The 6,164-nt window shown below is 68.0% G+C and carries 7 protein-coding genes; 5 read left to right on the top strand and 2 right to left on the bottom strand.

Going from position 1 to position 6,164, the window contains the following annotated elements; genetic code table 11:
• Nucleotides 1-12 precede the first annotated feature (12 nt).
• Nucleotides 13-1,155 (bottom strand): mannose-1-phosphate guanylyltransferase, encoded by a 1,143-nt coding sequence (locus tag BMH31_RS10100; RefSeq protein ID WP_099724114.1) that lies wholly within the window; start codon nt 1,153-1,155, stop codon nt 13-15.
• Between the two features lie 200 nt (nt 1,156-1,355).
• Between BMH31_RS10100 and sdhC the strand changes: the two genes are divergently transcribed.
• Genes sdhC through BMH31_RS10125 form a run of 5 tightly spaced genes read left to right on the top strand, consistent with a single transcriptional unit; the run spans nt 1,356 to nt 5,777 of the window.
• Nucleotides 1,356-1,772 (top strand): succinate dehydrogenase, cytochrome b556 subunit, encoded by a 417-nt coding sequence (sdhC, locus tag BMH31_RS10105; protein ID WP_099724113.1) that lies wholly within the window; start codon nt 1,356-1,358, stop codon nt 1,770-1,772.
• Nucleotides 1,773-1,788: 16 nt separating this feature from the next.
• Nucleotides 1,789-2,229: a succinate dehydrogenase, hydrophobic membrane anchor protein gene (gene sdhD / locus BMH31_RS10110; RefSeq protein WP_099724112.1), complete on the top strand. Its 441-nt coding sequence runs from the start codon at nt 1,789-1,791 to the stop codon at nt 2,227-2,229.
• 25 nt (nt 2,230-2,254) lie between these two features.
• Nucleotides 2,255-4,087 (top strand): succinate dehydrogenase flavoprotein subunit, encoded by a 1,833-nt coding sequence (gene sdhA / locus BMH31_RS10115; protein ID WP_099724111.1) that lies wholly within the window; start codon nt 2,255-2,257, stop codon nt 4,085-4,087.
• A 3-nt stretch (nt 4,088-4,090) separates the two neighbouring features.
• Nucleotides 4,091-4,858 carry a succinate dehydrogenase iron-sulfur subunit gene (locus BMH31_RS10120; protein WP_099724110.1) on the top strand — a complete coding sequence of 256 codons (768 nt, stop codon included), beginning with the start codon at nt 4,091-4,093 and terminating at the stop codon, nt 4,856-4,858.
• Nucleotides 4,859-4,871: 13 nt separating this feature from the next.
• Nucleotides 4,872-5,777, top strand: coding sequence for a YihY/virulence factor BrkB family protein (locus BMH31_RS10125; protein WP_099724109.1), 906 nt, complete (start codon nt 4,872-4,874; stop codon nt 5,775-5,777).
• A gap of 18 nt (nt 5,778-5,795) precedes the next feature.
• Here BMH31_RS10125 and BMH31_RS15510 read toward each other — a convergent pair whose 3' ends face one another.
• On the bottom strand, nt 5,796-5,972 hold the full coding sequence (locus tag BMH31_RS15510) for a hypothetical protein (protein ID WP_158234992.1): 177 nt from the start codon (nt 5,970-5,972) through the stop codon (nt 5,796-5,798).
• Nucleotides 5,973-6,164 lie beyond the last annotated feature (192 nt).

Below are 6,164 nucleotides of genomic sequence, written 5' to 3' on the forward strand. Positions count from 1 at the left end.
CGCCCGGAAAGCTCAGAGCAGGTGGCCGCCGCCCGTGACCCGCATGCGGGTCACGAGGTTCTTGACGTCCTGCGCGTGCGCCTTCGACGTGACGAGCAGCACGTCGGCCGTGTCGACCACGACGACGTCCTCGACGCCGACGAGGGCCACCAGGCGATCGCTCTCGGAGACCACGATGCCGCTCGACGCGTCGGACAGCACCTGCGCGCCGTCGCCGAGCACGGCGAGGTCGCTGCCGCGGCCGCGGGTCAGCAGGTTCGCGACCGACGCGAAGTCCCCGACGTCGTCCCACTCGAAGTGCGCCGCGACGCAGACCATCTTGCCCGCCGCCGCAGCGGGTTCCGCGACGGTGTAGTCGATCGCGATCTTGGGCAGGCCGTGCCACAGGCGCTCGCGCACGCTGGCCGCCTGATCGGTGCCCCACGCGGCCGCGATCTCGCGCAGCGAGCGCACGAGCTCGGGCTCGGCGAGGGCCATCTGATCGAGCAGCACGGTCGCCCGCGCGATGAACATGCCGGCGTTCCAGAGGAAGCCGCCGTGCTCCACGTAGTCGCGCGCCGTCTGCTCGTCGGGCTTCTCGACGAAAGAGGTGACGTCGTAGACGTCGAAGGGGGCGAGGTCGCCGCGGGCGGCGCCGCTCTCGATGTAGCCGAAGCCGGTCGCCGGGTGCGAGGGGTGGATGCCGATGGTGGCGATGTACCCCTGATCGGCCGCCTGCACGGCGGTGCGGATGGCGCGCTCGAACAGCACGTTGCCGCGGATCACATGGTCGGCGGCGAAGGACCCGAGGATCGCATCGGGGTCGCGCAGTTCGAGGATCGCGGCGGCGAGGCCGATCGCGGCGGAGGAATCCTTCGGCTCGCTCTCGGTCACCAGGTTGTCGACGAGCAGCTCGGGCAACTGCGCCTCGACCGATTCGCGGTGCGCGCTGCCGGTGACGACCATGATGCGATCGGCCGGAGCGATGGGGGTGAGACGGTCCCAGGTGGCCCGCAGCAGCGAGTCGCCGCTGCCCGTGAGGTCGAGCAGGAACTTCGGCGCATTGGCGCGCGAGAGCGGCCAGAGCCGGGAGCCGACGCCACCGGCGGGGATCACGCAGGTGAGGCGCTCGATCGCGGGGACGGTGCGCGTGTCGACGGGGGAGGGATCGGTCATGCCTCAAGACTAACGACCCGTGCCTCGACGCACCGTGGATGGCGCGTCAGGATCCGCTATCGAATGGTGCCATAATGGTTTCGCGGCGGATTCTCAGCAGTGCAGCACGCTCGTGGCCATTCGCCCGTCCGCGCTGCCGTGAACCCGTGTGATGTTGCCGTAGGCGATCGCCTACGGCCCACGATTCGAGGAGGGTGCACGTGTCAGCCCAAACGGCAGAGGTCGCGCCAGCGGCGAAGAAGCGGGAACGCGTGGGCGGCACGCTCTACCGCGGCAGTGTCGGAATGTGGTCCTGGGTGCTGCACCGCATCACCGGCGTGGCCATCTTCTTCTTCCTGCTCGTGCACGTGCTCGACACCGCGCTCATCCGCGTGAGCCCTGAGGCGTACGACGCCGTCATCGGCACCTACAAGACGCCCATCATGGGCCTCGGCGAGCTCGGCCTGGTGGGCGCGATCGTGTTCCACGCCTTCAACGGCCTGCGCATCATCCTGGTCGACTACTGGAGCAAGGGCACCAAGTACCAGCGCGTGCTGTTCTGGATCGTCGTCGTGCTGTGGGCGGTCACGATGCTCGGCTTCGCGCCGCGCCACCTGATGAACGTGTTCGGTCACTGAGGCGAGGAGAAGAGAGATGACGACGATCGAAGCTCCCCGCACGCAACCCGCGGCCAAGAAGCGCACCAACTGGGAGAAGTGGGGCTGGATCTACATGCGCGCCTCCGGCGTGCTCCTGGTGGTCCTGATCTTCGGCCACCTGTTCTCCAACCTGATGGTGGGCGACGGCGTGCACGCCATCGACTTCGCCTTCGTGGGCGGCAAGCTGTCGAGCCCCTTCTGGAAGGTCTGGGACCTCCTGATGCTGTGGCTCGCGCTCATCCACGGCGCCAACGGCATGCGCACCATCGTGAACGACTACGTGTCCAAGCCCGGGGTGGCCAAGGCGCTCAAGGTCGCGCTGTTCCTCGCGGCCGCCCTGCTGATCCTGCTCGGCACCCTGGTCGTCTTCACCTTCGATCCGTGCCCCGCCGGAGCCGACCCCTCGCTGGTCGCCTCCTTCTGCACGGCCAAGTAACAGTTTTCGAACGGAGTAGCTACACGTGACTACCAACACCCACGAGGGCGAGGACGTGACCGTCAAGGACGGCGTCACCTACCACCAGTTCGACGTGGTCATCGTCGGCGCCGGCGGCGCCGGCATGCGCGCGGCGATCGAGGCGGGTCCGAAGGCCAAGACCGCGGTCATCACGAAGCTGTACCCGACCCGCTCGCACACCGGTGCGGCGCAGGGTGGCATGGCTGCGGCGCTCGCCAACGTCGAGGACGACAACTGGGAGTGGCACACCTTCGACACCGTCAAGGGCGGCGACTACCTCGTCGACCAGGACGCGGCCGAGATCCTCGCGAAGGAGGCCATCGACGCGGTCATCGACCTCGAGAACATGGGCCTGCCCTTCAACCGCACCCCCGAGGGCAAGATCGACCAGCGCCGCTTCGGCGGCCACACCCGCGACCACGGCAAGGCGCCCGTGCGCCGCGCCTGCTACGCGGCCGACCGCACGGGCCACATGATCCTCCAGACGCTGTTCCAGAACTGCGTCAAGCTGGGCGTGAACTTCTTCAACGAGTTCTACGTGCTCGACCTGGTCATGAGCGGCGAGGGCAAGGACCGCAAGCCGTCCGGCGTCGTGGCCTACGAGCTCGCCACCGGCGAGCTGCACGTCTTCCAGGCGAAGTCGATCGTCTTCGCCACGGGCGGCTTCGGCAAGATCTTCAAGACCACGTCCAACGCGCACACCCTCACGGGCGACGGCGTCGGCATCGTGTGGCGCCAGGGCCTCCCGCTCGAGGACATGGAGTTCTACCAGTTCCACCCGACGGGCCTCGCAGGTCTCGGCATCCTCCTCACCGAGGGCGCCCGAGGCGAGGGCGCGATCCTGCGAAACGCGAGCGGCGAGCGCTTCATGGAGCGCTACGCCCCGACCATCAAGGACCTCGCGCCCCGCGACATCGTCGCGCGCTGCATGGTCCAGGAGGTGCTCGACGGCCGCGGCGCGGGCCCGCACAAGGACTACGTCTACCTCGACTGCACCCACCTGGGCGCCGAGGTGCTCGAGACCAAGCTCCCCGACATCACCGAGTTCGCGCGCACCTACCTGGGCGTCGACCCGGTGACCGAGCCGGTCCCCGTGTTCCCGACCGCGCACTACGCGATGGGCGGCATTCCGACCAACAACAACGCCGAGGTCCTGGCCGACAACGACACCGTCGTGCCCGGTCTGTACGCCGCGGGCGAGTGCGCCTGCGTCTCGGTGCACGGCTCGAACCGTCTGGGCACCAACTCGCTGCTCGACATCAACGTGTTCGGCAAGCGCTCGGGCAACAACGCGGCCGACTACGCGGTCACCGCCGAATTCGTCCCGCTGCCCGAGGACCCCGCCAAGAACGTGCGCGAGATGGTCGAGAACTTCCGCAACGGCACGGGCACGGAGCGCGTCGCCGACCTCCGCAAGGAGCTGCAGGAGGCCATGGACCGCGGAGCCCAGGTGTTCCGCACCGAAGAATCCCTCACCGAGGTCCTCGGCGTGATCCACGACCTGCGCGTGCGCTACGTCAACGTCGGCGTGCAGGACCGCGGCAAGCGGTACAACACCGACCTGCTCGAGGCCATCGAGCTGGGCTTCCTGCTCGACCTCGCCGAGGTGCTGGTGTTCGCTGCGCGCAACCGCAAGGAGAGCCGCGGCGGTCACATGCGCGACGACTACCCGAACCGCGACGACGAGAACTACATGCAGCACACCATGGCGTACCTCACCGGCGACCCGCACTCGCCGAACCCCGAGGACCACATCACGCTGGGCTGGAAGCCGGTCGTCTTCACCAAGAACGAACAGGGCGAGTTGCGGTACCCGCCGATGGAGAGGAAGTACTAACCCATGAGCGCCACCTCCAACGGTCCCGGCAACCCCGCCGAAGAGGCCGGGCTGAAGCCGTTCAACGTCACCCTGCTGGTCCGCCGCTACGACCCCGAGTCGGGCCGCGAGGCGTACTGGGAGGACTTCGACGTCCCCATGTACCCGACCGATCGCATCCTCGATGCGCTGCACAAGATCAAGTGGGATCAGGACGGCACGCTGACCTTCCGCCGCTCGTGCGCGCACGGCATCTGCGGTTCGGACGCGATGCGCATCAACGGCAAGAACCGCCTGGCGTGCAAGACCCTGGTCAAGGACCTCGACATTACCAAGCCGATCACCGTCGAGGCGATCAAGGGCCTGCCGCTCGAGAAGGACCTGATCGTCGACATGGAGCCGTTCTTCGCGGCCTACCGCCAGGTGCAGCCGTTCCTGGTCTCGGGCACCGCGCCCGAGGGCGGCAAGGAGCGCAAGCAGACGATCGCCGACCGCGAGCGCTTCGACGACACGACCAAGTGCATCCTGTGCGCCGCGTGCACCACCTCGTGCCCCGTGTTCTGGACCGACGGCCAGTACTTCGGCCCCGCCGCGATCGTCAACGCGCACCGCTTCATCTTCGACTCGCGCGACGAGAACGCCCAGGTGCGCCTCGATATCCTCAACGACACCGAGGGCGTGTGGCGCTGCCGCACCACCTTCAACTGCACCGACGCGTGCCCCCGCGGCATCCAGGTGACGAAGGCCATCGCCGAGGTCAAGGCTGCGATCCGCACCGGAAAGACCTCCTAAGCAGATCGGCGCTATGCAGGCGCTCTGGCAGCGGGTGCTCCGCCTGCGTCCGTATCGTGCGTTCTCGCACTTCACGGACGTGGGCGGCAGCACCCTTTCTGCTGGAATGAGCTATCAGGCCCTGTTCGCGGTGTTCGCCGCGCTCTGGGTCGGGTTCGGCGTGCTCGGGATCCTGCTCCGGGGGCGCCCCGAGCTGCTCGAGACGATCGTCACGCAGATCAACATCCTCGTTCCCGGTCTCGTCGGCACGGGGAACGAGACGAACGCCGCGGTCAAACTCGACGTGCTGCTGGAGTCCCGCTCGATCACCTGGCTCAGCATCGTCGCGGGCGCGTCGCTGCTCTGGGTCGTGCTCGGCTGGTTCACGAGCACCCGGCGTTCGATCCGACTCATCTTCGGGCTGGAGGTCAAGCAGTATCGCAACGCGCTGCTGCTGAAACTGCGGGACTTCGTGCTCGCGATCGGCTTCTTCGCCGCGCTGCTCGTCTCGGCCGCGCTCACGCTGATGAGCTCGAGCCTCACCGACTTCCTGTTCTCGTTCTTCGGAGCGGACCCGGACAGCTGGTTGTTCGGCTGGCTCGGCGCGCTCGCGCGCTACGGCGCGCTCTACCTGTTCGACGTGCTGGTGCTCGTCGCGATCCACTCATTCCTCGCCGAGGTCGAGGTGCCGTTCTGGCCGCTGCTGCGCGGGGCTGCGCTCGGCGGCGTCGCGCTCTTCGTCGTCAAGGTGCTCGGCTCGGCGCTGCTCGGCGGTGCGACGAGCAACCCGGTGATCGCCACTTTCGCGGTGTTCGTCGGTCTGCTGCTGTGGTTCAACATCGTCTGCCGGATCCTGCTGCTCACGTCCGCCTGGATCGCGACCGGACAGGACGCCTCTCTGGGATTGCCTCAGGAGGAGCCGGTCCGCTCGGAGGAGTGAACCGGTACCTCCCCCGTTTCAGGAGCAGCCGGCGAGCGTGATGTCGAGCGCCGCCGCGGATCCCGTGGAGCCGGTGAACCCGATGCGCACCTGCACGTCCGCCAGCGTGACCCCTGCGGGCAGCTGGGTCGTCGTCCCGCCGAGCAGGCTCGGCGAGGTCCAGGAGTTCGACGGACCGTAGGTGCCCACCGACATGGACTGAGGCGAGCGGCCAGGCACCTGCACGGTGAAGAACACCGTTCCCGGCATGGACGCGTTGCCCACGAGTTGCGCGATGGAGCCCGACGGGGCGGACGGCGTGAGCGTGCACCCGGAGTATCCCGCCGAGGGCGTCGGGTTCGGCGTGGGGGTGGGGGTCGGCGTCGGTGCTGTGTCTTATACACATAT

This window comes from Leucobacter sp. OLIS6 (assembly GCF_002752355.1).
Lineage (GTDB): Bacteria > Actinomycetota > Actinomycetes > Actinomycetales > Microbacteriaceae > Leucobacter.

What these genes read in the sequence shown, in the direction of transcription:
- BMH31_RS10100 (WP_099724114.1), bottom strand. Translation starts at nt 1,155, where the DNA reads ATGACCGATCCCTCCCCCGTCGACACGCGCACCGTCCCCGCGATCGAG.
- sdhD (WP_099724112.1), top strand. Translation starts at nt 1,789, where the DNA reads ATGACGACGATCGAAGCTCCCCGCACGCAACCCGCGGCCAAGAAGCGC.
- BMH31_RS10120 (WP_099724110.1), top strand. Translation starts at nt 4,091, where the DNA reads ATGAGCGCCACCTCCAACGGTCCCGGCAACCCCGCCGAAGAGGCCGGG.
- BMH31_RS10125 (WP_099724109.1), top strand. Translation starts at nt 4,872, where the DNA reads ATGCAGGCGCTCTGGCAGCGGGTGCTCCGCCTGCGTCCGTATCGTGCG.
- BMH31_RS15510 (WP_158234992.1), bottom strand. Translation starts at nt 5,972, where the DNA reads ATGTCGGTGGGCACCTACGGTCCGTCGAACTCCTGGACCTCGCCGAGC.